This is a genomic window from Silicimonas lutimaris, from assembly GCF_047314965.1.
In the GTDB taxonomy this organism is placed as follows: domain Bacteria; phylum Pseudomonadota; class Alphaproteobacteria; order Rhodobacterales; family Rhodobacteraceae; genus JAVJUV01.
The window spans coordinates 60,808-87,020 of sequence record NZ_JBLBVK010000053.1; the positions used below are offsets into that span (position 1 = coordinate 60,808).

The 26,213-nt window shown below is 61.6% G+C and carries 30 protein-coding genes and 1 tRNA gene; 19 read left to right on the top strand and 12 right to left on the bottom strand.

Annotated elements, in window-relative coordinates; translation table 11 throughout:
- The first annotated feature begins 160 nt into the window (after positions 1-160).
- Positions 161-2,005 carry an ABC-F family ATP-binding cassette domain-containing protein gene (locus tag ACKLNI_RS14370; RefSeq protein WP_413719771.1) on the top strand — a complete coding sequence of 615 codons (1,845 nt, stop codon included), beginning with the start codon at positions 161-163 and terminating at the stop codon, positions 2,003-2,005.
- Here ACKLNI_RS14370 and ACKLNI_RS14375 read toward each other — a convergent pair.
- Complete coding sequence (locus ACKLNI_RS14375; RefSeq protein WP_413719772.1) at positions 2,002-3,438, bottom strand: hypothetical protein; 1,437 nt, start codon at positions 3,436-3,438, stop codon at positions 2,002-2,004. The two genes, ACKLNI_RS14370 and ACKLNI_RS14375, sit on opposite strands and share 4 nt — an antisense overlap.
- Before the next feature lie 436 nt (positions 3,439-3,874).
- On the opposite strand from ACKLNI_RS14375, the gene ACKLNI_RS14380 reads away from it, so the two are divergent.
- The 3 genes from ACKLNI_RS14380 to ACKLNI_RS14390 all read left to right on the top strand — a co-directional run bounded on the left by ACKLNI_RS14380 (position 3,875) and on the right by ACKLNI_RS14390 (position 7,399).
- Entirely contained in the window at positions 3,875-4,876 is a 1,002-nt protein-coding gene (locus tag ACKLNI_RS14380; RefSeq protein WP_413719773.1) for a glycosyltransferase family 2 protein, read from the top strand.
- 14 nt (positions 4,877-4,890) lie between these two features.
- Positions 4,891-6,282 (top strand): DUF2142 domain-containing protein, encoded by a 1,392-nt coding sequence (locus tag ACKLNI_RS14385; protein ID WP_413719774.1) that lies wholly within the window; start codon positions 4,891-4,893, stop codon positions 6,280-6,282.
- Positions 6,283-6,412: 130 nt separating this feature from the next.
- Positions 6,413-7,399 carry a lysylphosphatidylglycerol synthase transmembrane domain-containing protein gene (locus tag ACKLNI_RS14390; protein ID WP_413719775.1) on the top strand — a complete coding sequence of 329 codons (987 nt, stop codon included), beginning with the start codon at positions 6,413-6,415 and terminating at the stop codon, positions 7,397-7,399.
- A gap of 26 nt (positions 7,400-7,425) precedes the next feature.
- Here ACKLNI_RS14390 and ACKLNI_RS14395 read toward each other — a convergent pair whose 3' ends face one another.
- Complete coding sequence (locus ACKLNI_RS14395) at positions 7,426-8,256, bottom strand: class I SAM-dependent methyltransferase (RefSeq protein ID WP_413719776.1); 831 nt, start codon at positions 8,254-8,256, stop codon at positions 7,426-7,428.
- 575 nt (positions 8,257-8,831) lie between these two features.
- Here ACKLNI_RS14395 and ACKLNI_RS14400 point away from each other — a divergent pair.
- Positions 8,832-9,467: an FMN-binding negative transcriptional regulator gene (locus tag ACKLNI_RS14400; protein ID WP_413719777.1), complete on the top strand. Its 636-nt coding sequence runs from the start codon at positions 8,832-8,834 to the stop codon at positions 9,465-9,467.
- A 61-nt stretch (positions 9,468-9,528) separates the two neighbouring features.
- Here ACKLNI_RS14400 and rpsI read toward each other — a convergent pair whose 3' ends face one another.
- Positions 9,529-10,026: a 30S ribosomal protein S9 gene (gene rpsI, locus ACKLNI_RS14405; protein ID WP_413719778.1), complete on the bottom strand. Its 498-nt coding sequence runs from the start codon at positions 10,024-10,026 to the stop codon at positions 9,529-9,531.
- Positions 10,027-10,030: 4 nt separating this feature from the next.
- Positions 10,031-10,489 carry a 50S ribosomal protein L13 gene (gene rplM / locus ACKLNI_RS14410; RefSeq protein WP_413719779.1) on the bottom strand — a complete coding sequence of 153 codons (459 nt, stop codon included), beginning with the start codon at positions 10,487-10,489 and terminating at the stop codon, positions 10,031-10,033.
- Positions 10,490-10,805: 316 nt separating this feature from the next.
- Between rplM and ACKLNI_RS14415 the strand changes: the two genes are divergently transcribed.
- The 3 genes from ACKLNI_RS14415 (at position 10,806) to speE (ending at position 12,588) form a co-directional block, all read left to right on the top strand.
- Complete coding sequence (locus tag ACKLNI_RS14415; protein WP_413719780.1) at positions 10,806-10,991, top strand: hypothetical protein; 186 nt, start codon at positions 10,806-10,808, stop codon at positions 10,989-10,991.
- Between the two features lie 146 nt (positions 10,992-11,137).
- The gene (gene speD, locus ACKLNI_RS14420) at positions 11,138-11,641 is read left to right on the top strand and encodes an adenosylmethionine decarboxylase (protein WP_413719851.1); all 504 of its coding nucleotides are present in this window, start codon (positions 11,138-11,140) and stop codon (positions 11,639-11,641) included.
- A 101-nt stretch (positions 11,642-11,742) separates the two neighbouring features.
- A complete protein-coding gene (gene speE / locus ACKLNI_RS14425) occupies positions 11,743-12,588 on the top strand; it encodes a polyamine aminopropyltransferase (RefSeq protein ID WP_413719781.1) in 846 nt (281 codons plus the stop codon).
- On the opposite strand, the gene ACKLNI_RS14430 is transcribed toward speE, so the two are convergent.
- Together ACKLNI_RS14430 and ACKLNI_RS14435 are read right to left on the bottom strand one after the other, a co-directional pair.
- Complete coding sequence (locus ACKLNI_RS14430; RefSeq protein WP_413719782.1) at positions 12,585-13,028, bottom strand: DMT family transporter; 444 nt, start codon at positions 13,026-13,028, stop codon at positions 12,585-12,587. The genes speE and ACKLNI_RS14430 overlap by 4 nt on opposite strands.
- Before the next feature lie 84 nt (positions 13,029-13,112).
- Entirely contained in the window at positions 13,113-14,015 is a 903-nt protein-coding gene (locus ACKLNI_RS14435) for an HNH endonuclease (protein WP_413719783.1), read from the bottom strand.
- Positions 14,016-14,031: 16 nt separating this feature from the next.
- Between ACKLNI_RS14435 and ACKLNI_RS14440 the strand changes: the two genes are divergently transcribed.
- Positions 14,032-14,739, top strand: a complete 708-nt coding sequence (locus ACKLNI_RS14440) for a hypothetical protein (RefSeq protein WP_413719784.1) — start codon at positions 14,032-14,034, stop codon at positions 14,737-14,739.
- A gap of 100 nt (positions 14,740-14,839) precedes the next feature.
- Here the strand turns inward: ACKLNI_RS14440 and ACKLNI_RS14445 are convergent, their stop codons facing one another.
- Together ACKLNI_RS14445 and ACKLNI_RS14450 are read right to left on the bottom strand one after the other, a co-directional pair.
- The gene (locus tag ACKLNI_RS14445) at positions 14,840-16,648 is read right to left on the bottom strand and encodes an ABC-F family ATP-binding cassette domain-containing protein (RefSeq protein ID WP_413719785.1); all 1,809 of its coding nucleotides are present in this window, start codon (positions 16,646-16,648) and stop codon (positions 14,840-14,842) included.
- A 38-nt stretch (positions 16,649-16,686) separates the two neighbouring features.
- A complete protein-coding gene (locus ACKLNI_RS14450; RefSeq protein ID WP_413719786.1) occupies positions 16,687-17,436 on the bottom strand; it encodes a GNAT family N-acetyltransferase in 750 nt (249 codons plus the stop codon).
- Positions 17,437-17,540: 104 nt separating this feature from the next.
- Here ACKLNI_RS14450 and msrB point away from each other — a divergent pair, with 104 nt between their 5' ends.
- Positions 17,541-17,936, top strand: a complete 396-nt coding sequence (gene msrB, locus ACKLNI_RS14455; protein WP_413719787.1) for a peptide-methionine (R)-S-oxide reductase MsrB — start codon at positions 17,541-17,543, stop codon at positions 17,934-17,936.
- On the opposite strand, the gene ACKLNI_RS14460 is transcribed toward msrB, so the two are convergent.
- Positions 17,933-18,397, bottom strand: coding sequence for an outer membrane protein assembly factor BamE (locus ACKLNI_RS14460; protein ID WP_413719788.1), 465 nt, complete (start codon positions 18,395-18,397; stop codon positions 17,933-17,935). The genes msrB and ACKLNI_RS14460 overlap by 4 nt on opposite strands.
- A gap of 79 nt (positions 18,398-18,476) precedes the next feature.
- Between ACKLNI_RS14460 and ACKLNI_RS14465 the strand changes: the two genes are divergently transcribed.
- From ACKLNI_RS14465 to ACKLNI_RS14505, 9 genes are all read left to right on the top strand, one after another.
- A complete protein-coding gene (locus tag ACKLNI_RS14465; protein WP_413719789.1) occupies positions 18,477-19,031 on the top strand; it encodes a YceD family protein in 555 nt (184 codons plus the stop codon).
- 145 nt (positions 19,032-19,176) lie between these two features.
- Positions 19,177-19,383 carry a 50S ribosomal protein L32 gene (rpmF, locus tag ACKLNI_RS14470; RefSeq protein WP_413719790.1) on the top strand — a complete coding sequence of 69 codons (207 nt, stop codon included), beginning with the start codon at positions 19,177-19,179 and terminating at the stop codon, positions 19,381-19,383.
- 27 nt (positions 19,384-19,410) lie between these two features.
- Entirely contained in the window at positions 19,411-20,514 is a 1,104-nt protein-coding gene (gene plsX / locus ACKLNI_RS14475; RefSeq protein ID WP_413719791.1) for a phosphate acyltransferase PlsX, read from the top strand.
- On the top strand, positions 20,511-21,482 hold the full coding sequence (locus tag ACKLNI_RS14480) for a beta-ketoacyl-ACP synthase III (RefSeq protein WP_413719792.1): 972 nt from the start codon (positions 20,511-20,513) through the stop codon (positions 21,480-21,482). Before plsX ends, ACKLNI_RS14480 begins: the two co-directional genes overlap by 4 nt.
- A gap of 93 nt (positions 21,483-21,575) precedes the next feature.
- A complete protein-coding gene (ihfA, locus tag ACKLNI_RS14485; RefSeq protein ID WP_413719793.1) occupies positions 21,576-21,878 on the top strand; it encodes an integration host factor subunit alpha in 303 nt (100 codons plus the stop codon).
- Between the two features lie 4 nt (positions 21,879-21,882).
- Positions 21,883-22,641, top strand: a complete 759-nt coding sequence (locus ACKLNI_RS14490) for a MerR family transcriptional regulator (RefSeq protein WP_413719794.1) — start codon at positions 21,883-21,885, stop codon at positions 22,639-22,641.
- 79 nt (positions 22,642-22,720) lie between these two features.
- Positions 22,721-22,798 (top strand) — tRNA-Pro (locus tag ACKLNI_RS14495).
- 22 nt (positions 22,799-22,820) lie between these two features.
- Positions 22,821-23,897 carry a 2'-deoxycytidine 5'-triphosphate deaminase gene (locus ACKLNI_RS14500; RefSeq protein WP_413719795.1) on the top strand — a complete coding sequence of 359 codons (1,077 nt, stop codon included), beginning with the start codon at positions 22,821-22,823 and terminating at the stop codon, positions 23,895-23,897.
- A gap of 95 nt (positions 23,898-23,992) precedes the next feature.
- Positions 23,993-24,913 carry a calcium/sodium antiporter gene (locus ACKLNI_RS14505; RefSeq protein ID WP_413719796.1) on the top strand — a complete coding sequence of 307 codons (921 nt, stop codon included), beginning with the start codon at positions 23,993-23,995 and terminating at the stop codon, positions 24,911-24,913.
- A 3-nt stretch (positions 24,914-24,916) separates the two neighbouring features.
- Here ACKLNI_RS14505 and ACKLNI_RS14510 read toward each other — a convergent pair whose 3' ends face one another.
- From ACKLNI_RS14510 to scpB, 3 genes are read right to left on the bottom strand one after another with little or no spacing between them, the layout of a single operon-like run.
- Positions 24,917-25,447 (bottom strand): GNAT family N-acetyltransferase, encoded by a 531-nt coding sequence (locus ACKLNI_RS14510; RefSeq protein WP_413719797.1) that lies wholly within the window; start codon positions 25,445-25,447, stop codon positions 24,917-24,919.
- 4 nt (positions 25,448-25,451) lie between these two features.
- Positions 25,452-25,598 carry a hypothetical protein gene (locus ACKLNI_RS14515; protein WP_413719798.1) on the bottom strand — a complete coding sequence of 49 codons (147 nt, stop codon included), beginning with the start codon at positions 25,596-25,598 and terminating at the stop codon, positions 25,452-25,454.
- 3 nt (positions 25,599-25,601) lie between these two features.
- Positions 25,602-26,183 carry an SMC-Scp complex subunit ScpB gene (scpB, locus tag ACKLNI_RS14520; RefSeq protein WP_413719852.1) on the bottom strand — a complete coding sequence of 194 codons (582 nt, stop codon included), beginning with the start codon at positions 26,181-26,183 and terminating at the stop codon, positions 25,602-25,604.
- Positions 26,184-26,213: the final 30 nt, after the last annotated feature.

The following is a 26,213-nucleotide window of genomic DNA, read 5'->3' on the forward strand; positions in this document are numbered from 1 at the left end:
TCTCCTTTTGCGGTCATCGGCTCTCCAGCCTGTACCGCGGAGAAAGAGGACGACATTCTTATTAAAATCCGGTTTCTTCTTTTCAAAAATACTCCCGCCGGAGGCGACACGACGCTGCCCCCGATTGACGCCGCAGCCCATGTGCGCCAAAGCCTGCCACATGCTCCGCATCGACGACATACGCTACGCGGTCGAAGGCCGCCCTCTCTTCGAGGGCGCCTCCGCCGTCATTCCCGACGGCCACAAGGTCGGCCTCGTCGGACGCAACGGCACCGGCAAGACCACGCTCTTCCGGCTGATACGGGGGGAAATCGCGCTCGAGGGCGGCGATATCCGCGTGCCCCGGCAAGCCCGGATCGGCGGCGTCGCGCAGGAAGTGCCGGGCTCCGAGACCTCGCTTCTCGACACGGTGCTTCAGGCCGATACAGAACGCGCATCGCTGCTGGCCGAAGCGGAAACCGCCGAGAACCCGGCCCGCATCGCCGAAATCCAGACCCGGCTCGCCGACATCGACGCCTGGTCCGCCGAAGCGCGCGCTTCGATCATCCTCAAGGGCCTCGGCTTCACAGAAGCCGAACAGGCGATGCCTTGCTCGGCCTTCTCCGGCGGCTGGCGGATGCGCGTCGCCTTGGCGGGCGTTCTGTTCAGCGCCCCGGACCTGCTCCTACTCGACGAGCCGACGAACTATCTCGACCTCGAAGGCGCGCTCTGGCTGGAATCCTACCTCGCGAAATATCCGCACACGGTCATCACCATCAGCCACGATCGTGGCCTCCTGAACCGCGCCGTCACTTCGATCCTTCACCTCGAAGACCGGAAGCTGACGCTCTACAACGGCAATTACGACACCTTTGCCCAGACCCGCGCCGCGCGGCTGGCCGTCGCCGAGGCCGAGGCGAAGAAGCAGGAGGCGCGGCGCGCCCATCTGCAATCCTTCGTCGACCGCTTCCGCGCCAAGGCATCCAAGGCGACGCAGGCCCAGTCGCGCCTGAAGATGATCGCGAGAATGACGCCGATCACCTCGCCGCAGGAAGCCGCGCTTCGAAAATTCACCTTCCCCGAACCCGAGGAACTGTCGCCTCCGATCATCAACATGGAGTCGGCATCCGTCGGCTATGACCGCCAGCCGGTGCTTTCGAAACTGACGCTCCGCATCGACCAGGACGACCGTATCGCGCTTCTGGGCCGCAATGGCGAAGGCAAATCCACACTGTCGAAGCTTCTCGCCGGAAAGCTCGATCCGCTCGGCGGCCGCCTGACCCGCGCCCGCAAGCTTCGCGTCGGCTATTTCGCCCAGCACCAGCTTGACGAACTCCACGCCGATGAGACGCCCCTCGACCACGTCCGGCGCCTGCGCCCCGACGAAGCGCCTGCCCGGCTTCGTGCGCGTCTCGCAGGCTTCGGCATTGGCGCGGAACAGGCCGACACCGTCGCCGCCCGCCTGTCCGGCGGGCAGAAGGCCCGCCTCTCGCTCCTCCTCGCGACCCTCGACGCGCCGCACCTGCTGATCCTCGACGAGCCGACCAACCACCTCGACATGGAAAGCCGGGAAGCGCTGATCGAGGCGCTTACCGCCTATACCGGCGCAGTCGTTCTGGTCAGCCACGACATGCACCTTCTGGCCCACGTCGCCGACCGGCTCTGGCTGGTGAAGGACGGCCGGGTCACGCCCTATGACGAGGACCTCGAGGCCTACCGGCGCATGCTGCTGGACCAGCCAGCCCCGAAGACCGAGAAACCGAGGGAAAGGACCGAGAAGCCCTCGCGCCACGAGATCGCCGAATTGCGCCAGGCCGTGTCGACAGCCGAAGCGCGCGTCGAGAAACTGACCGATATCCGCGAGAAACTGGCGGCCAAGCTGGCGGACCCGGCCATGTACGACCCTTCCCGGATCGCCGAAACCGAGAGCTGGCAAAAGAAATTCGCCGAGGTCGAGGACGGGCTGGAACGCGCCGAGGCGCTCTGGATGAAGGCTCTCGAACGGCTGGAAGCCGCAGGAGGTTAAGGCACCCGGTCCAGCGCCGGAAGCCGGATGTAGGTCACGCCGTTCTCGGTCGCGATCTCGGTCGACCCATGCCGCGGCATCGGATCGAAGGGCGGCGTCTCTCCGCTGCAGCGCGTCTCCTCGGTCCAGCATGTCACCGTCGGCTTGCCCGTGAGGTATCGAAGCCGATAGCCCAGCCCGTTGAAACTCTGGATTCCGGCGATTGCCGCGCCGTCGATCATGGCCATATGTCCAAAGACGACAATTCGCTCGCTTTCGGCAGGCACCCGCTGCGAGAGACTGTAGGTCGACGCCTGCCAAACCTGTAGAAGCCGGAAAGACCAGTTTTCCCTGTAAGCCCAGAACGCCAACACAGCGAACAGCAGCATGCCAAGTACAGCCCTTGAAAGGAGGCTGACGCTCAGGATTTGCATGCTGACTATGAGACTGAAGGAGGCAACGAACCATAAGAACGCGGTTGCCCGCACTGGCACATTGATCCCGGTCATCAATGCATACCCAGAAAGCAGACCGAGCCCAAGCACGACCGGGCAAAACGCATACAGCGTCAACATCCGGTCGTAGCGGAGCAGGACAAGGACCGACAGTGTCGAGACAGCAAATATCAGAAAACCGGCCAGCTTCGAGTTGAACCCGTAGGCGTAAAGCAGATTGGCCAGGAAGTGCACCAAGACCCCGGCATTCTCTCCAAGGTCCGACAGGCTCTCGACGTAATTAGGTCGGCGCCACTCGGCTTCCTCGATACCGAACACGCCGTGGGCATACCAGTTCAGTGCGTATGTCCCGTACATCCCTATTGCAAAGCTGACGACGAATAGCGCCAGAACGGATGCGAGATCTCGGAGCGACCTGTCCTGATCCAGCCGGCAAAGCAGCATCGCCAACATGTAAAATGGAAAGGTATTATAGGCGCTGAACCCGAGCGGAACGAAAATCAACATGGAAAAAATCGCGATCCGTCTCGGCGCAAAAAGGCAGACAAGGCCGAAGACGGCAAGCACCCAGGTACCAGGCAATATCGTGTTGAACCACTGACCGATCTCGAACATCTGCGGCGTCAGCGCGATGAGAAACGCAAGAAGCAGACGTGCACCCGGAAAGATATCCACTTTGGGCCCGAAGGAATGCACGGCAAAAGCCGCCGCGAAAACGGACCAGGCCACAAGGTACAGCAACATGCCGACCGCAGGTGGAACCAAGAACGGTTTGACAAGAAACAAGTAGTTCAGCCAGCGGCCTTCGTTCAGCGTCTTTTCGTAGTAGACCTCGGGCATCCCGAGAACGAAGGGGAAATCATCATGCCGAACGAACGGATCGGGGAGATTGGCCCAGTAGACAGCCAGCAACAATGCAAAGGTAAGCCCGAAGGTAACCGCGAAAAGCCCTGTCTTGCTTGCAAGGAAAGTGTCGACCGGGGCGGCACGGGGCGGCATAACGGAGCTAGATTGCAGGGGATCGGATAACATCGACGGGCTCGATCAAATCGGGAGACTTCGGAAAATCACGGTTTACCCATGTTAGCGAAACCAATTGCTGCTTCACGCCCCAAACCGAGCGCGCGCATAAGCAACCCGGCGTTGTGTGCTTGGCGCGCAACAAAACTTGGGTGTCCAACTCAAGCTCCCCGGACCAACTTATCATCCCGAAAAGCCCGGACTGCACGACATCGAGCAGTGTTCGACAGACGAACAGTCACCTCAAATTGGAATTGAGGCGGAAAAGATTTTACTGAACGGCAGACAACAAGCGGGACGGTCTTGTTTTGAAACCAAAATGCAACGCTCCCGGGCATTGCTACGGGAAACCAATCCGCAAACAATGCAAATATTGCTAACGTGAAACGCGATTATTGAGTTGGATTGGCCCAGAATGAAGATCGCAGTTGTTGTTCCCTGCTTTCGTGTCACCGATCATGTCCTTGATGTCATTTCTCGGATCGACGAACGCGTAGCGAAAATATACGCGGTTGATGACGCATGCCCTGATGGCAGTGGCGACCACATCGAAGCGAATGTGACCGACCCTCGGGTGACTGTCTTGCGGCACAAGGTGAACAAAGGCGTCGGCGGCGCCGTTGTGACCGGTTATCATGCAGCGCTGGCGGACGGAATGGATATCGTTGTCAAAATCGACGGCGATGGACAGATGCCGCCAGAAATTATGAATAACTTCACCCGACCGATCGAGTTGGGCGAAGCTGACTACGTCAAGGGAAACCGCTTTTTCTCTCGCGGCGCAGTAAAATCAATGCCGCCCATGCGGCTTTTTGGAAATGCGATCCTCAGTTTCATGACAAAGCTCTCAAGTGGCTACTGGAGTGTCTTCGATCCGACGAACGGGTACACAGCCATACATTCCCGTACCCTTGCCGCACTTGACCTTGACCTGCTGGCAGAGCGCTATTTCTTTGAAAGCGATGTCCTCATCCGGATTGGTGAACTTCGAGCAGTAGTTTTCGATGTTCCTATGAGGGCGGTTTATGGAGCGGAAATCAGCGGGCTGGCCATTCGGTCTGTCTTGTTCGATTTCCTGTTTCGCCACATGTACGCCACGGTCAGGCGTATCGTCTATCAATACTTTCTGCGTGATTTCTCGATTGCCTCCCTCAATTTAGCGGTCGGGCTTCCGCTCTTGTTTTTCGGCGTTGTCTTTGGATCGATAAAGTGGAGCGAGTCCATGTCCTCTGGTGAGGTGGCGTCGACAGGAACCGTGATGCTGTCGGTTCTTCCGATCATATCCGGGCTACAGATGCTGCTCTTTTTCTTCAGCTCAGACATCGAATCCGAACCCAAACGCCCGTTGCAGAAGCAATCGATTATCGGAGTCCTTTCCCCGCTGCCTTCCGACCGCTCAACTGAAGCTCAGCAGTGACCTTTGCTCCCGGCATGATTGACCGTAGTCGCCCCTTGGAAGTCTTGCAGCTACGCAGTGTACTGTTCGTTTTCTTGATCGTCTTTGCAGCTCTTTTTCTGTCCTTGTCGAAGCCGCCGTTTCAATCGCCCGATGAGAACGATCACCTGGAACGCGCCTATCTGTTATCCAAAGGCCAACTGCTTCTGGAAAGCCCCGAAGGGTCCAACTCTGGCGGCGCGATCGACACGGGCCTCCTGCAGTATGTCGTGTCGTTCTTTCACCTCCCGACAGCCCCCGAGGCAAAGATCACGGCTGATCACCTGGCATACACCCGAACCTTTCAATGGTCCGGCGAACGACAATTCAACGTCCTGCCCGGCACAGGCTTTTACTTTCCCGCAGTCTATGTCCCCCAGGCCATTGGCCTGTTGGTAGGAGAGAGCCTTGGGCTGAGCGTTGCCATATCCTATAAACTGGCGCAGCTCGCCACGTTGTTGGTGGCCAGTCTTTTCCTGTTGGCAGCGTTTCAGCGAATGCCTGCGTCTGTGCCGACTCTGGTCATCCTATCCTTGCCGATGTCATTGTTTCAGACCGCTTCGACCGGCATTGACTTCCTTTCGACGGCCGCCCTGCTCTTGGCTCTGGCGATCTTCTCCAGAGCGATGCAAGCGGAGCCGGCCGACCGGCCGGCTCTATCCAGCTTGATCGGAATTTCCGTATTGGTCTTTCTGGTGGCGGCATGCAGGCTGCACCTATCCGGTCTCGTACTTTTGATTTTCTTCATTGGTCTTAGGCACAGCGATCTGCGGGCGTTCTTCATGGGCAGCGTGGTCACGGCTGCGATCGGAGCCTGGTACGCCTTTTCCATTACCACTACCGTAGACCTCCGGAACGATCAGGGAGCCCCACCACTCGAGATTCTTCTCTACTACCTCGAATCGCCCGGATTGTTTCTTGACGTCCTGCGCGAGACCTTTTCCGGCGATCTCCCTGCCTACTATCTTCGATCTTTTCTTGGAATTCTCGGCTGGGCAGATACCGAATTTTCGGACGCCACATATATCATCCTGTCACTCTGTCTTGTTGCCTTCGTTGCAATCGCCCTTGCGCGAACCTGCCGCTTTGTCCCCTGGCAGACGATGGCGGTCTTCGTGGCGGTGGCGCTCATTTCCGTTTTCCTTGTCTTTCTGTCTCTTCTGGTAGGATGGACCCCCCACCCTGCCATGCAGATTGAGGGCGTGCAGGGGCGGTATTTCCTTGCCCCCGCGTTGATCCTCCTGGCTTGCCTTGTCCCAAGGCCCGACCTCGGCCGCGGTATCATCTGGCTGGAAACCGGTCTCCTGCTGATGTTCTTCTTGTATTCAGTCTATTTGGTCCACGACATTATCCAGGTTCGCTACTACTCAGATGTCATGTGCTGCTAATGACCACGGATGTTCCAATGGAAGATCAGATCAACTCGGAACCGTCAGAATGCCTGGGCAACAGGCTCGCAAATGGTGAGAGCCCGGCTTTTCGTTTTGGGTCCAGTTCGCAGATGCAGGCACCCAGCCCGTGAGTCGCAAGGAAAGCCGGAACGCACGGCTGGTTCAAAAGTGGAATTATCTGGGATTCGCTGCCGGTGCGGGCCTTCTGGCCTTTCTGATGTTCTTCAGCGATGCATCCTGGCAAGGTTTCCTGGATGCATTGGCAAGGACGAGTTTCCCCTTCCTGATGCTGCTGGCCTTGTTTCAGGGCCTGATCATCACTCTTGCCGCAATGAAATGGCGGATCGTCATCGCGCAGACATCTAGCGCCGAAAAAAACGTGCCGCTCGGCCCCGCGATCTCGGCAACGGCTACCGGCGTCCTCATCGGGCAAGTCATTTCAATACAGGTGGGCGTTCCGGTTGCACGGATCTGGGTCGCAAAGAAGTTCGGATTAAATGCGAAAGCCGCGACCGGAAGTTCCTTGTACGAGCAGGCATTGGATCTCCTGACGCTGGTTTTCGCGGCCTTGGCAAGCATTCTTGCGACTTTTCTGAACGCCAGCATCTTGCTGCTTTCCCTGCTTGCGTGCCTGCTCATGCCTGTAGCGGTGCTGACGCTGCCAATTATTTCCGCGCCATGCACGGCTCTGCTCAACCGATTTGACCCGCCACCATATCTGGACGGGGTTCGCCGCATCGTTGTCGAAAGCCTCAGCGCCATCGCGCGGCAGGATACGGGAGCGCTGATGTGGTTGGCAGCACTCAGCCTTGTTCGCTACATCCTGATAACCATCGTCAATGTCTGGATAGTCGTATCACTTCTGCCTGAAGTGGATTGGCTGACACTGACATCCAGTATTCCACTCATCCTACTTGCCATGTCTCTGCCCTTCTTGCCCGCCGGACTGGGTCTGACGGAAATTACCCTCGGCGGCATTCTGGTTCTTCAAGGGGTCGATCCGGCAAGGGCCGTCGAGGTTGCATTGGCGGCCCGGGTTGTCTTGATATCCGGATTCATTCTGTCCTATCCGTTTCTTATTCTCATGGGACAAGATTTCTCCTCACGGAAATAATCTCTCAATGCGTCTGCCCTCTGAAATCACGGGTCGACTTTTTCAAAATAGCTGACGCTGATATCCTGCGGTAAGACTGGCAAAAATATCGAGATACAGAGCGCCCCAATACTGATCAATTCTCCGATGATCCCCTTGTAGGTAGCCCGAACTCTTTCACGTGTTCCTTTCGGATGAATGGAAGGCAGGGCATGCTGGTCGATTTGCCGCATTCCTGTAGTCTCTTCTACAAGATTTCTCAGATTGTCGGGGTTGAAATAGAAGGTATGGGGCGACGGAAATCCCTTTTGCCAGAGCCGCTCATAGGGCCCTGCCCATCCAAGCCTCCATAGTGCTTTGGAAATACGGAAAAAAACCCCATGCGACGATGGAAGGTTGATTGTGAGTATGCCGTCCGAACTCAAGTGTTTTCTGCAAGCCAGAAGCGCGCCCTTAGGGTCAGGAAGATGTTCGAATACGTCATTAAAGATGATTATATCAAATCTCTCTTCTTCAAGCAGTGCATTCGGAAAAAATCCATCAATGACATTAAATCCTTTGCTGCGCGCAGCTTCAGCCATTGCGAACTCCGGCTCAACGCCTTTTTCGATCATTCCCCTGGACTTCGCCATTTCCAAAAAGAGGCCTTTGGAACAGCCAACCTCCAGAATCCTGAGCCCGGCCAGAGGTCTCATTTTCTCGAGGCGGTGCAGAAGAACCTCGAAATTCGATTTTCGCAAGTCCTCAAGACCATCGACACCTGTTCCACCTCCCGACCCCAGACAGGAGGCGTACAGATTGCAGGCCGGGCATACGGAGTGCCAGTCGTTCACAAGAACCAGTTCCGCGCCGCAGTTCACGCAGTGAATTCCAGCCATTTTGCCATGCCCCCATTTCCAGACTACGGATACACTTGGCATCCTACGGAAGCTGCAGAAATCACCAACGGCTTATGATCGGCCCGACGAAAACTTTCCGCATCCTGATGCGGGTTTCGCGCAACCCATAGGGGGAACCGCTGCAGGAGGCCCAACCGTTTCAGGCATCCCGCCCCCTGCCTTGGGGACAATCAAGCAAACCCGAAGCAAGTTGATGCCTAGCTGGAAACGACTGCCCCGAACAGGCGGAACTTTGTCCAAAATTTCCTGAAAACTATCCTGACCCGGCCCAAATACGGACCATTTTTCAGGGGATAAGTACCATGTGTTTTTTAATGAGTGAGTGTAACGATGGAATTTCTTGAGTACTTTGGCCCCGTGTCACTGATCCTTGCAGCAGGCTCGATTGTGGCGCTGATTGGAATCAAGCTGCGGAAGTCGAAATAGTTTAACCAGTTCAAACCCAAAAAGAGGCGCGCCAGTACGGCGCGCCTTTTCTGTTTTCGGAGACTTGTACCAAGCCAACCTCTGGCATATTCGCGGTCATGATTTGATCAAATCAGCGAAGCGCGTCGATGTACCTTCCACAGATGTTCCGCGAAGAGCGGATCGAGGTTCTCCACCAACTGATCCGCACCCATCCCCTTGGGGCACTCGTCACCCATACCGGCGGGGCGCTGAGCGCCGACCATGTCCCGCTCCTTCTCGACGCTGGCCCGGATGGCAAGGACCGCCTCCGCGGTCATCTCGCTGCCGCCAACCCGCTCTGCAAGGCAGATCCCGGCGACTTGGACGTTCTGGTCATCTTCCAGGGGCCGCAGACCTATGTGTCACCTTCCTGGTACCCATCGAAGCAGGAACACGGCAAGGTCGTGCCCACGTGGAACTACGCCGTCGTCCATGTGGAAGGGACACTGCGCTTCCATCGTGCTTCGGATTGGCTGCACACTCAGGTCACGGACCTTACAGACCGTCACGAAGCCTCGCGCGACCTGCCCTGGGCCGTCAGTGACGCACCCGACGATTTCGTCGATCGCCAGCTGCGCGCCATCGTCGGCATCGAGATCGCGGTCCGAACGATCACGGGCAAATGGAAGGTCAGTCAGAACCGCGCGCCGGCGGACAGGAACGGCGTCGCGCGCGGCCTCGACGCGACGCCCACGCCGGACAGCGCCGCCATGGCACGGCTGGTCCGCGACAGCGAGCGCTAAGGCACCAAAAGAAAAGGGCCGCCCCGAAAGGACGGCCCCGAAAGAATGCAATCCCGAAAGATCAGCGCTTCGAGAACTGGAAGCTCTTCCGCGCCTTGGCCTTGCCGAACTTCTTCCGCTCGACCACGCGGCTGTCGCGGGTCAGGAAGCCTGCCGCCTTCAGCGCCGCGCGCAGCGACGGATCGTAAAGTTGCAGCGCCTTCGAGATGCCGTGCTTGACCGCACCGGCCTGGCCCGAGAGACCACCGCCCTTGACGGTCGCCATCACGTCGAACTGACCGTCGACGCCTGCAACCTGGAAAGGCTGGCGCAGGATCATCTGCAGAACGGGACGGGCGAAATAGGCGTCCATCTCCCTGCCGTTCACGGTCACCTTGCCGGAGCCCGGCTTGATCCAGACGCGGGCAACCGCGTCCTTCCGCTTGCCCGTGGCATAGGACCGGCCCAACGCGTCACGCACCGGCTCGCGGTTCGCGGCTTCGACAACGGTTTCGGCGGGCGCACCGGCGGAGCCAACGGCCTCCTTCAGGTCGTCCAGAGTCTTGATGTCTTCAGCCATGTCGTCAGCTCCGGGTGTTCTTCTTGTTCATGGACTTCACGTCCAGAACGTCGGGGTTCTGCGCCTCGTGCGGGTGCTCTGCCCCGGCATAGACGCGAAGATTGGTCATCTGCTTGCGGCTCAGCTTGTTGCCCGGCAGCATCCGCTTGACGGCCTGCATGACAACGCGCTCGGGATGCGCGCCTTCCAGGATCTGACCGGTGGTCCGGCTCTTGATGCCGCCCGGATAGCCCGTGTGCCAGTAGTTCGGCTTCTCGCGCTTGTTGCCCGTCAACTGCACCTTGTCGGCGTTGATGACGATGACGTTGTCGCCCATGTCCATATGGGGAGTGAAAGTCGCCTTGTGCTTTCCGCGCAGGCGCATGGCGACGATCGAGGCAAGACGGCCCAGAACAACGCCTTCAGCGTCGATCACGACCCATTTCTTCTCGATGTCCGCCGGTGTTGCGGTGAACGTCTTCATTGATCCATCATCCGTGGAGAAATTAGATGGCCGCTGTCTCGGTCATAACCGAACCACAGTCAAGTCCTCATTTCCCGATTTAATCATGTGAAATCAGACGGTTAAAAATTAGGTATTATAATACCCCAAAGAATCCCGGTAACCCCCTCGCTCCCGTTTCCCAATCCTGAACGCAAAGTTTCCCACAAACCGGCCATCCCTTTACCCCGCAAACGCCTGATTCGGGGTATACTGACCACAGGTAAGCGCATGTGGCGCGACGTCCCGGGGCGGCTCCGCGTATTGGACCGCCTCCTACTGAGTATGGAGATTTGGTATGATTGCAGGCATCTTCTTGTGCTTCGTGGCCATCGGCATCACCCTTGGCGCACTGCTCTTCGGACATGGGTCCGTCTTCCTCATCCTCGCCGCCCTGCCCGCCGCCGGCCTCATGCTCGGCCTCGTCTCGCTGGCATGGGCGCGCACCGATTTCGGTGACGCGGAACACCCGGCCGAGACCTGATCCGCGCGCAGGCGTAATTTCTTCTTGCATGAAGGGCGACGCGAAACTATGTCGGCCCGCACAAGGCACCGATCCCATCCCGAGGTCGTTCTCGGGGGGCGCTAAGGGCCGGATTACAATCTGCTGGAACGAAGGGGAGTGCCATGATGGACGGCGCCAACCTCTTCCAACTGGGGATCGGTCTGGATACAGGCGCCCATGCGGAAGAACTTCGCACGGATACTCGTGCGCATGATGTCACCCGTGACATCTTCGACAAGGATCGCGACGATCACTTCATCCGCCGCGACGGCAAGGTCTTTGCCGGCACGCATCTCATCATCGAGGTGGTGAACGGAACGGGTCTGGACGACGAGACCCGCATCCAGCAGGCCTTCCGCGACTGCGTGACAGCGTGCGGCGCGACGCTTCTGCACATCCACACCCACAAGTTCTCGCCGCAGGGCGTCTCGGGCGTGGCGGTGCTGGCGGAAAGCCACATCTCGGTCCACACATGGCCCGAAATCGGCTATGGCGCCTTCGATGTGTTCATGTGCGGCGACGCGCGGCCCTGGCGCGCAGTCGACGTGCTGAAGACCGCCTTCGACACCGACGACGTCCGTGTCAGGGAACTGCTGCGCGGCGACGGGCTGGTCCACGCGACGGCCTGATCCTTCTTCCTGGCGCAAATACGGCAGGGGGTGTGGGGGACGGCGTCCCCCACATCGGTCGCCGGCGCCAGCCGGCGAAATCACGACACAGGAGCCCGGCCATGACCGACTGGATCCGCGAACCTCTCCACGATGCCTGGGCGCAATCGCTCCGGGTGGGCAAGCTGTTCTATGACAGCGAGACCGACCACCAGCGCATCCGCGTCTTCGAGAACGCCACCTTCGGCCGTGTCCTCACCCTCGACGACGTGGTCCAGACCACCGAGCGCGACAATTTCATCTACCACGAGATGATGGCCCATGTGCCGATCATCGCCCACGGATCGGCCCGCCGCGCGCTGATTATCGGCGGCGGCGACGGCGGCATGGCGCGCGAAGTGCTCCGGCACCGCTCGATCGAACATGTCACCATGGTCGAGATCGACGCAGGCGTGGTCGATTTCTCGAAGGAATACCTGCCCATGATCAGCCAGGGCGCCTTCGACGACCCCCGCCTCAACCTCGTCATCGCCGATGGCGCGGAGTTCATAAGGCGGACGGAGGGCGGCTACGACGTCATCATCGTCGATTCCACCGACCCGATCGGCCCCGGCGAAGTGCTCTTCACCGACACATTCTACGGCCATGCGAAACGTGCCCTGACTCCCGGCGGCATCCTCGTGACACAGAATGGCGTGCCCTTCATGCAGGGCGAGGAGCTGACCGACACGATGCGCGCCTTCAAGGCGCTCTTCGCCGACTGGACCTGCTACACCGCCACCGTCCCCACCTACGCAGGCGGCCCGATGGCCTTCGGCTGGGGCACCGACGGCGCGGCGCGCCAGACCTCGCTCACCGAACTGGAGAGACGCTTCGAGGCCGCCGGCATCGAAACCGACTACTACACGCCGGCCGTCCACGCCGCCGCCTTCGCCCTTCCACGCTACATCGCGCGCCTCCTGCCCTAGCGGAATGTTACCAGCCAGACGCCGCCGATGACCATGGCGGCCCCGAGGAGCTTGCCCAGGGTCAACGCCGTGGCCGGCACGCCGAACAGTCCGAAATACCCAAGGATCATACCCGCCAGCACCTGTCCCGAGACCAGCAGGACGAAGAAGGTCCCGATCCCGATCTTCGGGATCAGGTAGCTGGACCCGATGATCATCGCGGCGCTCATCGCGCCCGCGGTCAGCAGGATCGGCGGGATCGCCCCGATCTTCTGAAAGGTCTCGCCCCGCGCGCCCGAGGCCAGCGCGATCACCAGCGAGGTCACGAAAGCCACGGCGAAGAACGGCACGTTCGCCATCGGCCCCGAGCCCAGGATCTTCGCCGTCTGCGTGATCATCGGGAGATAGATCGAGATGATCGCCCCCATCGCCAGCGCCATCAAAATCATCGGTACCGCCATCGCACCCCCCTTTCCCCTGCGCGAAGCATCAACCAAACTCATCCCGCCGGGAAGGAAAATTCGAGTCTAGGGGACCTCAGCGCCCTAGTCCCAGGGCGCAGGCCCGCTCTCAAACCCTTGTCCGAACACGTTCTCGCGATGCCAGCGCAGATTTGCGGGATGTGGCGCGTTTCGCGGATCGGTGGGCAACACGAGCTTGCCATCCGGCCGGATCAGTCTGTCGACCACATCTCCGGGGACTTTGTTGTGTGACACGAGAACTGTCTCGCAATCTTCCGCCACAGAGATCAGCCCGCGATCGAACATCCAATGAAGGGTTCCCGACAGAGCGAGACCATTCTTCACCGAGTCGCTTCCCTGTCTCTCCACGGGGCGAATATGAGCCGCCTGCACCTCCGGCCGCCCACCTCCATTTCGAAGCCTGAGGCCAGACATGGCGCACCTGAAATCATAGGCCTTCCGAACTTTGCGTCTGAACGCGACATCTCGATAGGGACGCCGCGTCAGCCTTTCCAGAACGGGACGTGCAAAATGTCCGGGTTCCTCATGCAACGCCGCATGTGGGTCATAGCGGTTGGCCTCGATCTGCTCCAGGTTCTGAGGCAGGCCCAAGTCGACAATTCTCGAGAACTCGGCTTCGGGCAATCGTCGCACCGCAAGCTGAACGGCTCCTCCTTTCTTGGCGGTTCCATCCAATTCGCGCAGCGCCGATTCCAGCGGGCTTCCATTCACCAGGCGAGGAACTTCAGTATCGAAGGGCAGGAAGCTACCCGGCTCTATCAAAGCAAGATACCGACCGTTTGCCCCTGGCTTGGGTACGACCTCCGAAATCTTCGCCGCCGCGAAATAGCCCCTCGGCCCTGCCTTCACCGGTTCATAATAGACAATCCAGTCACCGACAGCTTCCGTTACTGCTTTGAGGTAACTTTGGGGAAAGTCGTAAACGACATCCGGCTCATCTTCGTAAATCGAGTCAGCCTTATGCAATAAAACCAATTTCGTCATGGAAACAGGAAAGCCGCAAAGTTGGAAAAAGCAAGTATCTGAGTTTAGAGTCCAAAGCCGAGAGCACTTCGCCAAGGCGCTTCCAGACAAGTCGAAAACCGCCATGCCCCTCCAGAACCGCGTCCTCGCCACGGGCGAGATCATTGCCCACCCCGCACGCGGGCTCTTCATGGGCAACCGCGGCATCCTGCACGACGCGCACCGCCGCCTCGGCCCGGCGCGCTGGAAGCACAAGGCCTGGATCATCTGCGCGCTCGCCCACAAGGACTGGCACCGGCAGATGATGTCGCCCGGCAACTACTCCGAGCTCTTCTTCCTCGACGAGGCCGTCGCCCTGGCCGCCGGGCATCGCCCCTGCGCGCTCTGCCGCCGCGACGCCTACCGCGCTTATGTCGCCGCCGCCGGTCACGATGGCAGCGCGCCTGCCCTCGACGCCCGCCTCCATGCCGAGCGCGCCATTCCCCGCCGTGTCAGGCAACGCCGTCACGTAGCGCCCGTCGCCGACCTGCCCGATGGCGCCATCCTGTTCGACGACACCCCCAAACTCGCACTGGGGCGCACCCTTCTGCCGGTCCTCCCGGATGGCTACGGCCCACCGCAGCCCCGCCCCGCTTCAGGCCTGGTGACCGTCCTGACGCCGCCGACATCCCTCTCGGCGCTCGGAAACGGCTACCGTCCGACGCTGCATTCATCTTCCTCTTGGTGAAAATACTTCGGGGGGACGGCCTCCGGGGCCGTCGGGGGCGGAGCCCCCTCCAGAGCCGGCCATACGCGTTGCCATACGTTTTGCCGACGAAACGCCGACGCTATGCCGACGCGGCCTTCTCCTCCAGCGCCAGCCATTCGTCCTCGGCCGCGGACAGCTTTGCCTGCCGCTCGGCCAGCGCCTCGGTCGCCTTGCGGAACTTCACCGGCTCGCGGGAGAAGAGCTCAGGATCGGACAGCAATTCGCCCAGCTTCCCGATTTCCGCCTCCAGCCGCTCGATCACGCCCGGCAACTCTTCCAGCCGATGCCTTTCGGTAAAACTTAGGCCCGCAACCTTCTGCTTTACCTTTGGTTTCTCCGGTTCATCCCGAATGGCCACCTTCTGGACCGGCGCCTCGGCCAGCTGCCGTTTCGGTGCGTAATCCGACCATCCGCCGGCATGAACGGCGATCCGGCCCCGCCCCTCCAGCGCCACCGTCGTCGTCGCGACGCGGTCCAGAAAGTCCCGGTCGTGGCTCACCAGAAGCACCGTGCCGTCATAGTCGTCTAGCAACTCCTGCAGGAGATCCAGCGTCTCGATATCCAGATCGTTCGTCGGCTCGTCCAACACCAGCAGGTTCGACGGTTTCGCCATCAGCTTCGCCAGCAGAAGCCGCGCCTTCTCGCCCCCCGACAGCGACCGCACCGGCGCGCGCGCCTGCGCCTCGTCGAAGAGGAAATCCTTGAGGTACCCCACCACATGCCGCGGCTGGCCGCGCACCAGAACCTGGTCGGCACGGCCCGAAACACGCATCTCCTTGTCGCCCGTCAGACTCTCCCAGAGGCTCATCTCCGGGTCGAGCGCTTCGCGGCGCTGGTCAAAGACAGCCATCTCGAGATTGGTGCCCAGTGTCACGGACCCGGCATCCGGCTCCAGCTGTCCCGTCAACATCTCGATCAGGGTCGTCTTGCCCACGCCGTTCGGCCCGACGAAGGCCACGCGGTCGCGACGCTGCACCTTGAGAGAAAAGTCTCGGCAGATCACCTTTTCGCCGTAAGACTTTGAAATACCGACAGCTTCGATTACCCGCTTGCCCGACTTCGGGCCTGCGTCCAAAGCCATCGCCGCCGTGCCTTCGCGGCGGATCTGGCCGGCCCGCTCCGCCCTCAGCGCCTGAAGCGCGCGTACCCGGCCCTGGTTGCGCTTCCGTCGGGCGCTGATCCCTTCAACCGCCCACCGTGCCTCGGACTTGATCTTGCGATCCAGCTTGTGGCGCGCCTCATCCTCGTCGGCCCAGGTCTTGTCCCGCCATTCCTCGAACGCCTCGAAACCCCTGTCCTGCCGCCGGACCTCGCCCCGGTCGATCCAGAGCGTACCTTTCGTCAACCGGCGCAAGAAGGCACGGTCGTGACTGATCACCACGAAGGCCGCCCGCGTCTCTGAAAGACGGTCTTCAAGCCATTGAACCGCCTCGATATCCAGATGGTTCGTCGGCTCGTCCAGAAGCATCAGCGCTGGTTCCTCCGCGATGATCTTCGCCAACGCCGCGCGTCGCCGCTCGCCACCCGAGGCTGCTGCAACCGGCGTTGCGGGATCGAACTTCAACCCCTCGGCCACAGCCTCGATCCGCCACAGCTCGGTGGGGCCAAGGTCGCGCACCGCGAAATCGCCCAGTGTGACGCATCCGGCCATTTCGGGCTCCTGCTCCATGTAACCGACACTGTCACCGGGCGAGACCACACGCGCGCCTGCATCGGGCTCCACGAGACCGGCCATGACCTTCATCAGCGTCGACTTGCCCGACCCGTTCCTGCCCACGAGCGCCAGACGGTCGCCCGACTGGATCACCAGCGACAAACCCGCGAATACGGGATCGCCGCCGAAGGTCAGCGAGATATCGGAAAGCTGGAGAAGAGGAGCGCGTGCCATGGGCGCGAGCTAAGCCCGCGCCGCGGCGGCGTCAATGGTCAGCCTGCGACAGCTCTCAAAGCGCGCGCCCGTGCCGGCGGGATGGCGCGGATTTCCAGCCCCGTGAAAACATGCAGCGTGTTGAGATCGCGGTCGACCACCGCATGATCCGATACCCAGCCCCCCATGGTCAGGTAACTCTTCAGCAGGGGCGGCATGCGTTTCAGCGCGGTCACCCGGTCGGGCTTGCGCAGCCGCTCCGCGAACCGGAACACATTGGGCGCCTTGATCCTCGGCAGCCAGCGCTTGGGCGCAAGGTACCGTTCGGTCAGCATGGCGAATGCATCTGCATAGTACTCGGCATCCGTGCCGTGAAAGGACGAACATCCGAACAGCATTTCAACGCCCTCGCTGTCCACGAAGGACGTCATCGCGCCCCACGCGGCGCGCAGGATGTCGGGATCGGTCACGCCCGGCTCGATGCAGAAGCGCCCCATTTCGACCATCGGCCCCTGGAAGGACTCGAGCGCCTCCAGCTCGTAATACTGAGCCGAATAGCAGCGCCCGATCTCCGCGCCCGAGGCCAGCGGCAAAAGACGGAATGTCGCGACCAGCGTATCGGTGCGCGCCTCTTCGATCAGGACATGACGGCAAACCGGGTCGAACGCGTCGGCATCGCGCCCGTCGGTCCTGTCGACCGCACCCGTCCCGGAAATGAACGCGCGATAGCGCAACCTCTGCGCCGCTTCCAGGTCCTCAGGCGTCTCCGCCAGCCTGGTCCTGTATCGGCCCTTGCCCCAGATCAGCATATCGTGATCCTTTCACGTCTGGCGCCCTTGGCGTTGCCGCCTAGATATCGGCACGTGGAGAATGCCATACAAGTTGTGACAGCGATACGACGAAAGGAACCGAGATGGACAAGGTTGTGAAATCGGACGCCGAATGGCGCGCGGAACTGGACGATCTTGAATACAAGGTTCTGCGGAAGCACGGCACCGAACGCGCCTTCACCCACGACGATTTCCCGAAATCGGCCGGAACCTACCGCTGCCGGGGCTGCGGCGCGCCGCTTTTCGACCAGGCGCACAAGTTCGATTCGGGCACCGGATGGCCATCCTTCTACCAGCCGATGGACCCCGAGATGGTCGGCGAAAGCGAGGATCGCAGCTTTTTCATGCGCCGCACCGAAGTGCACTGCAACCGTTGCGACGGCCACCTCGGACACGTCTTCCCGGATGGCCCGCAGCCCACGGGCCTGCGCTACTGTATCAACGGCGTTGCGCTGGAGTTCGAGCCCGAGGAGAGTTAGCCCTCTTCCAGGAACTGGCCGGCGCCGAGGTTGCCGATATTAGCGAAGAGCTGCCGGAGGAAGCCGATGCCGCGCGTGTTCGACGTGGTAACGCGCCGGTTGAGGACAACGACCTGGCCGTTTTCCAGCCCGAAGCGCTCGACATTCTCGACCTGCCCGTTCTCCGCGAAGCTCACAGCGACGACCTCGCGATCGACTTCGACAGGTGCCCGCCACAGGAAGCGCTCAAAGTCCGACCGCACGTAATACCAGCCGCGTTCGTCGATGATACCGGCGGTACCCGGGCGGCCAAGAATCCGGGCAACCGTGTCCTTCGTGTCAACGCCGACTTCGACCTGCGCCAGAAGCGCATCGTCGGGAACATAGCCGTGGCTGTCCTCAAGACGGGAACAGGCGGCAAGCCCGACGATCAGAACGATCCCCATCCCGGCCCGTATCCTGGAAAACCCCCTGCGCGTCATGCCCCTCACCTCTTGCATCGCGCCGAAAGCGCGCCTAGTCGGCATACCTAGAGAACACCGCCGGTTCAAGGATTTGCTCATGGCAGACGAAAACACGGCCACCACAGTGCGGGCCAGAGACATCACCCGCCCCCGGCCTTTCACGCTCACGCCCGACGCCGACACGCGCGCGGCCCTCGCGGCTGAACTGGGCATCCTGGCAATCCGGAAGCTGAGTTTCCGGGGCGAACTCCTTCCCGATGGCCCGGGCGACCTGCGTCTCGTCGCCGATCTGGGCGCGACCGTGGTCCAGCCCTGCGTTGTCACACTTGAGCCGGTTACGACCCGGATCGACGAACGGATCGCGCGGCATTACGTATCCGAAATGCCGGACATTCCCGAGGGCGACGAGGTCGAGATGCCGGAAGACGACACGATGGAACCCTTGCCCCGCGACATCGACCTGACGGAGGTGATGGTCGAGGCGCTGGCGCTGGCCCTGCCACCCTGGCCGCGCGCCGAAGGTGTCGATGCCGTCGCGCTTTCGGTGACCGAGCCCGGCAAACAGGCGATGACCGACGACGACGCCAAGCCTTTCGCGGCGCTGAAATCGCTTCGTGGGAAACTCGAGGGCGACGAGGGCGAAAACGGGTGAATATCCCCTTGCGTTTCATCGGAATCGCAGTATGTATGCGCACTCTTTCGAACATTGGGTTGGACATGGGACGCGCCAGCGCGTAAGACCTCGACTGACCCAGAACCACCGGGGCACAGCCCCCTGCAGATACCGAGGTTGAGACATGGCTGTCCCTCAGAATAAAGTCACCCGCTCGCGCCGGAACATGCGCCGCGCCCATGATGCTCTCGTTGCCGGCAACCCGGCCGAGTGCCCGAACTGTGGCGAGCTGAAGCGCCCGCACCACGTCTGTGGCGCTTGCGGGCATTACGACGACCGCGAAGTTGTCGCGCAGGCCGACGAGATCGACCTGGACGACGACGCCGCGTAAGCGTGGCCATCGCGCCCCGGCACGGCGATGACGGATAACCCCGATCAGACCTCCGGCAAAGCGCGGCCCATTACCATTTCTGTTGACGCCATGGGCGGCGACCGCGGACCTGCGGCCGTCGTCTCTGGCATTCAGAAAAGCGCCGAGAAGAATCCGGACATAGCCTTCATCGTGCATGGCCCGGCCTCGGAGCTGAAGCCACTTATCGAAAAACGGCGGTTGTCCGAACGCTGCCAGATCCGCGATGTTGCGGAAATCGTCACCATGGACGCCAAACCCAGCCACGTCATGCGCAACGGCAAGGGCACCTCCATGTGGTCCACCATCGAAGCCGTGAGGAACGGCGAGGCGGATGCGGCGGTGTCCTGCGGAAATACCGGCGCGCTGATGGCTGTTTCGATGGTTCGCCTGCGCAAGCTTCCTGGTGTCGACCGCCCAGCGATCGCGTGCCTCTGGCCCTCGCGAAACCCGGGCGGGTTCAACATCATGCTGGACGTTGGGGCTGACATCCGCGCAGACGCCACCGACCTTCTGCAATACGCGCTGATGGGCGGGTCCTATGCCCGGAATGGCCTCGGGCTGAAGCGGCCTCGCGTCGGACTGTTGAACGTGGGCACCGAAGAGCACAAGGGCCGCCCCGAGATCAAGGAAGCGCACGACCTGATCACCGAAGCCGCACCGGCTGCGGACATCGAGTTCGTGGGTTTCGTCGAAGGCGGTGATATTCCCTCCTCCCGCGTCGACGTGATCGTCACCGACGGGTTCACCGGCAATGTCGCGCTGAAGACCGGGGAAGGAACCGCGTCGCTGATCCGTGAATTCCTGAGAGAGGCGTTCAAGGCCACGTTGCTCTCGCGCTTCGCCGCCCTGCTGGCAATCGGATCGCTGCGCCGCCTCTCCAAGCGGATCGATCCGCGCCGCGTCAATGGCGGCGTGTTCCTCGGCCTGAACGGTACCGTCGTGAAAAGCCACGGCTCGGCGGACGCCACGGGCGTATCCTCAGCCATCAAGCTGGCCTTTCGCCTTGCCGAAAGCCGCTTTACGGAACGGTTGGCAGCGCGGGTTGCATCCGCGAGCGCGGCGCGGCAGGATGCGCTTGGGAAATCGGGCGAGAGCGAGCAGAACGAATGACAACACGCGCCGTCGTGCGAGGCGTCGGGCACTATCTGCCCGAGCGAATCGTTCCCAACGAGTGGTTCGAAGACAAGATCGACACCTCGGACGAGTGGATTCGCTCTCGCAGCGGTATCGAACGCCGTCATTTCGCCGCCGAGAACCAGACTACATCCGAACTGGCCGCGAACGCCGCCCAAAAGGCGCTGGCGATGGCGGGCCTGGAGCCGGACGAGATCGACGCGGTCATCGTCGCCACATCCACCGCCGACCTGACCTTTCCTTCCGCCGCCACGATGGTTCAGGAGCGCCTGGGCATGACCCGCGGCTTTGCCTTCGATGTGCAGGCCGTCTGCGCGGGCTTCGTCTTTGCGCTGGCCCAGGCCAACGCGCTGATCATCTCGGGCCAGATCAATCGCGCGCTGGTGATCGGAGCGGAAACCTTCAGCCGGATCATCGACTTCACCGACCGTGCCACTTGCGTCCTTTTCGGCGACGGCGCCGGCGCGGTGGTGTTGGAAGCTGCTGACGGCACCGGCACAAACGCTGACCGCGGAATCCTGGCGACCGACCTGAACTCCGACGGACGTCAGCGCGGCATCCTCTATGTCGACGGCGGCGTCTCGACCGGCACGACCGGACATCTCCGCATGGAAGGCAAGGAAGTCTTCCGCCACGCCGTCGAGAAACTGGCCCAGACTGCCGATGCGGCGCTGGAGAAAGCCGGCCTGAAAGCCGATGATGTCGACTGGATCGTGCCCCATCAGGCAAACCTGAGGATCATCAAGTCCACGGCACAAAAGATGGGAATCGACCTCGATCGCGTCGTGATCACCGTCCAGGATCACGGCAACACCTCGGCCGCATCGATTCCTCTGGCGCTCTCCGTCGGGGTCGAGCGCGGCCAGATCAAACAGGGCGATCTGGTGGTGACCGAGGCGATCGGCGGCGGATTGGCCTGGGGATCGGTGGTTCTTCGCTGGTAATCCGGCTTCAAGGCCCTTTTCCAACCGCTTGATATTGACTCGGAAAATCTTCCCGCCCATGCTAGCGCGAACAATTGCAAGCGGGGGAGTGGAATGAGCGAAAAGACATTGACGCGTATGGATTTGAGCGACGCCGTTTTCCGGGAGGTCGGTCTCAGCCGCAACGAATCCGCCCAGCTTGTGGAAAGTGTCCTTCAGCACATGTCCGACGCGCTTGTGAGTGGCGAGCAGGTCAAGATTTCGTCCTTCGGGACGTTCTCGATCCGGGACAAGGCCGCGCGTGTCGGCCGCAACCCGAAGACCGGAGAGGAAGTCCCGATCCACCCGCGCCGGGTTCTGACCTTCCGCCCGTCCCATCTCATGAAAGAGCGCGTTGCAGCCGGCAACAAGCAGTAACGAAATGGAAAAATCCCGCGAGGCGTTTCGCACCATCTCGGAAGTGGCCGAGTGGCTGGACGTCCCGACACACGTCCTGAGATTCTGGGAAAGCCGTTTCTCGCAGATCAAACCGGTGAAGCGCGCCGGTGGGCGGCGCTATTACCGCCCGTCCGACATGCGGGTCATCGGCGGGGTCAAGACGCTCCTCCACGATCAGGGCATGACGATCCGCGGTGTGCAGAAACTGTTCCGCGAGCAGGGTATCAAGCACGTCTCGTCCTTCTCGCCCAAGCTCTACGGACCGGCGGGAACCCCTGACGAAGACGATGCACAGGTCATCGACGGCCAGCTTGTTGCCGACGAAGTCGACCAGATCCAACCGTCCCCCGCCGCGCGCTCTACCCGAGACGCGACACCGGACCCGGTTCCCGAAGAGGAAACCTCGGTTGCGGAGGATGCTGGGCCAGAAGCCAGCGATCTGGTCTTCATCCATTCGCGCGCTGCAGGCCAGCCAGTCGAATCCGAAGCACCGCAACCCGCGTTCGACCTCGGGCCGGAACCGGAACAGGCCGCGGAACCGGAAGCAGCTCCGGCACTGTCCATTCCGGCCACGCCAGATGTCCCGGACACGGATGCCGCCGACGACGACCCGGCCCATTCGGACGCCCCTGGCATTGCGGCCCTGGTCGTGACAGCGCGGCGCGCCCGTTTGCGCGGAGAGCGCGACACCATCGTTCAGGTCGTTGACCGTCTGAAAGACCTTCGCGCACGGCTCGGCTGACCCATGCCGGAGAGCAAGACAACCCGGGCCAAACTCTGCCCTTGCCCCCGGCCCCGTTTTGGGTCAGAACGCGCTCCGTCGGGCTATGGCGCAGCCTGGTTAGCGCGTCCGTCTGGGGGACGGAAGGTCGCAGGTTCGAATCCTGCTAGCCCGACCAATAACCACGTCACGAGGTTCAAATGACCGGAGTCCTGCCAGACAGTGCAATCCGGGACATGGCGTCAACCGGCGTGATCACCGCCGAAACGCCCGTCACCTCTGAACAGGTGCAGCCCGCCTCGCTCGATCTCCGGCTCGGCAACGTCGCTTACAGGGTGCGCGCGTCCTTCCTTGCGCCGGGCGGCACCACCGTCGCCAGGCGGCTCGACGCCTTTACCATGCACAAGATCGACCTGACCCGCGGCGCAGTGCTGGAGAAGGGCTGCGTCTATGTCGTGCCCCTGATGGAAGGACTGAACCTGCCGTCCGATGTCTCGGCCGTTGCGAACGCAAAGAGTTCGACCGGACGCCTCGATCTGCTGACCCGGACGATCATTGACGGCGGCACGGAATTTGACCGTATCCCGGCCGGCTATCGCGGCCCGCTCTATGCCGAAATCTGTCCGAGGTCTTTCTCGGTTCTCGTCCGGCCCGGCATGCGCCTGAACCAGATTCGTTTTCGCCGCGGCCATGCCACCCTCGATGACAGCGCGCTCCACGCGCTCCACGCGACCTGCCCTCTGGTCTCGGGCACTCCGGTCATTTCCGAGGGCCTTGGCTTCTCGGTCGATCTGAAACCCGCCAGCACGACACTGGTTGGCTACCGCGCCAAGCCGCATACGGGGGTCATCGACCTTGACCGGATCGCCGGCTACGACGCGGCGGACTACTGGGAAGAAGTGCATACCACCAATGGCCGCATCATTCTCGATCCCGGCGCGTTCTACATCCTCGTCAGCCGCGAGGCGGTCACGATCCCGCCCGACCACGCCGCCGAAATGGCCCCGTATCTCGCGATGGTCGGAGAGTTCCGCGTTCATTATGCAGGGTTCTTCGATCCCGGTTTCGGCTTTGCCGCCGCAGGTGGCGCCGGCTCCCGCGGCGTGCTGGAAGTACGTTGCCACGAAGCACCCTTCGTGCTGGAGCACGGACAGGTCGTCGGGCGACTGGTCTACGAGAAGATGGAAACCCTGCCCGAAGTCCTCTACGGCCGTGAGATCGCATCGAACTATCAGGGCCAGGGCCTGAAGCTGTCCAAGCATTTTCGCGCCAATTGACCGATGCCCCGGCACGGCTCCCTTGACGCGCTTCGAACCCCACCACATCTGAGACGGGCGGCACAGACGGCGCCGTTCCCACCCGGCGGCACCGCATGGACATCTTCCTGATCGTGATTGGCCTCCTCGCCCTCGTCGGCGGGGGAGAAACCCTTGTGAACGGGGCGGTCAGCCTCGCGAAGTCACTCAAACTCTCACCGATGGCGATCGGCCTGACCATCGTTGGCTTCGGCACTTCACTCCCCGAACTTCTGACGAGCGTCACCGCGGCGCTTGCGGGATCACCAGGCGTCGCGATCGGAAACGTGATCGGCTCGAACATCGCCAATATCCTCCTGATCCTCGGTGTCGCCGCGCTTCTGTCGCCGATTGCCGTCGACAGAAGCGGTTTTCGCAGGGACAACACGGTTCTGATCCTCGCCACCGCTGCGGCCATCGCGATCCTGGTAATGGGCAATGCCGGGCGCCTGGCGGGCGTGGCGCTGGCGATCAGCCTCCTTCTCTATCTCGGCTATGTCCTGCGCTATGCCGATGGCCCGGGTCCACAGGAAGAGATCGAGGAACTGACACGCCCCGGCTGGAAATCGGCCCTGTTCATCGCAGGCGGGCTTGCTGCGACGATCCTCGGCGCCAAGGCGCTGGTGACGGGAGCCGTCGCCATCGCCGCCCACGCGGGTCTCTCCGAGGCGGTGATCGGACTGACACTCGTGGCGGTTGGAACCTCGCTGCCGGAACTCGTGACCTCGATCATCGCGGCCCGGAAAAAGATGAGCGACGTGGCCCTCGGCAACATCGTCGGCTCGAACATCTTCAACATCCTGGGCATCCTGGGCGTGACCGCCATCATCGCCCCGATCCCCGTGCCCGCCGAAATGGTTGTGCGCGACAGTCTCGTCCTTGGGCTCGCCACCGTTCTGATGGTTGTGAATTGCAGGACCGGCTGGAAGATCACCCGGACCGAGGGCGCGATCTTCCTCGCGCTCTACATGGGTTATATCTGGCTGCTCTGGCCCTGAGTCTCAGTCCAGAACCTTCTCCATGAAGACAAGGACATCGGCCAGAATCTCGTCCTCGAAATGGTCGCTCTCGGGATAAGCGTCACGGAACTCAAACCCCATGTCCCGGTATAGCCCGATCGCGGGTGTCAGGTTCCGGGTCGTATCAAGACGAAGCGCCCGTACCCCCAGGGCCCGCGCTTCGGCGACCGCAGCCTCGACCAATGCGCGCCCCGCTCCAGTGCCACGCCCCTCGGGACGCACGTAGAGGCGTTTGATTTCCATATCGCGCGCACCTGATTTCCGGAGGAAGACCATGCCCACGGCCTCGCACGGCCCACGTTCCGCCACGAAGGTCCGGCCTATCGGCGGCACGACCTTGTGCAACCCGCTCATCGTGCTGGAGATCAGGGTCTCGGGGTCGAAAGACACGCCTGCGGTGGTCTCAAGGTCCTCGCAGACGAACCGGATGTACTCACCCAGCAACGGTTCCAGCTCACGGACCTCGTCAATCCTGTCGAGCGTCCGAACCCGAACTCCACCGTCGGCGCCCATGGCCTCAGAACCGCCCGAGGCGGCGTCCCATGCGCAGCTTCTTCGCGGCTTCGGCCAGTTTCGGATCGGTCTTCTGGCCCTTGTTCACTGCGCGCAGCCCGTGCCGGAACAGAAGCTGCATCGCCATGTGTATCAGTCGCTCAACGTTCATGTCTCAGCTCTCGTCCTCGAACATGTCGGTCTGATCTTCCTCGCCGTCTTCGTCCTCGCCCTCGACGGGTTCACCCGGCGGCGGACGGTTCTCCAGAAGTCCCGCGGCACGCAATTCCTTAAGCCCCGGCAGATCGCGCGCGTTCTCCAGGCCGAAGTGATCCAGGAACTCCTGCGTCACCATGTAGGTGACAGGGCGGCCCGGAGTCATCTTGCGCCGTCCGAACTTGATCCACTCCAACTCCATGAGCTGATCGATGGTGCCCCGGCTGACGCTGACGCCCCGGATCTCCTCGATCTCCGCCCGCGTGACGGGCTGATGATAAGCGACGATGGCCAGCGTCTCGATTGCGGCGCGGCTCAGCTTCCGGGTCTCGACCGTTTCCTTTTGCATCAGGAAACCAAGATCAGGAGCAGTCCGGATCGCCCAGGCCTCGCCCACTTTCACCACCGAGACACCGCGCCCCTCGTACCGCTTGCGCAGCATTTGAACCGCTTCGGCCGCATCGGCACCATGAGGCATCCGGGCATTCAGTTCGGCGACGGACACCGGCTCGGCGCTGGCGAAAAGGATGGCCTCCACCATCCGCTCCTGCTCGGCCAGCGGCGGCGCCTC